This window comes from Halomonas sp. SIMBA_159, from assembly GCF_046536035.1.
GTDB lineage: Bacteria > Pseudomonadota > Gammaproteobacteria > Pseudomonadales > Halomonadaceae > Vreelandella > Vreelandella venusta_A.
Genome location: NZ_JAWJBT010001438.1, coordinates 1 through 242 on the forward strand (window position 1 = coordinate 1; position 242 = coordinate 242).

The following is a 242-nucleotide window of genomic DNA, read 5'->3' on the forward strand; positions in this document are numbered from 1 at the left end:
CTGGATAACTTTTTGCTTTTTCTTCTGTTCCTTAGAAGACTTGCTCTTTTCATAGAGGAATTTGCCGTAATCCATTATACGACAAACCGGCGGCTCGGCGTTAGGGCTGATCTCGACTAAGTCTACTCCGGCTTCTTCTGCTTTCTCCAGAGCTTCTCTCAGACTCACAATACCAAGCTGCTCGCCTTCCAGACCTGTTAAGCGAACTTCCTGGGCGCGAATTTCGCCATTGATACGGTTAG

1 protein-coding gene is annotated in these 242 nt (G+C 47.5%); it reads right to left on the bottom strand.

Features of this window, described 5'->3' with window-relative positions; genetic code table 11:
- Nucleotides 1-234, bottom strand: a 234-nt coding sequence (infC, locus tag R0J87_RS23990) for a translation initiation factor IF-3 (protein WP_498889541.1), incomplete at its 3' end; no start/stop codon positions are given.
- Between the last annotated feature and the right edge of the window lie 8 nt (nucleotides 235-242).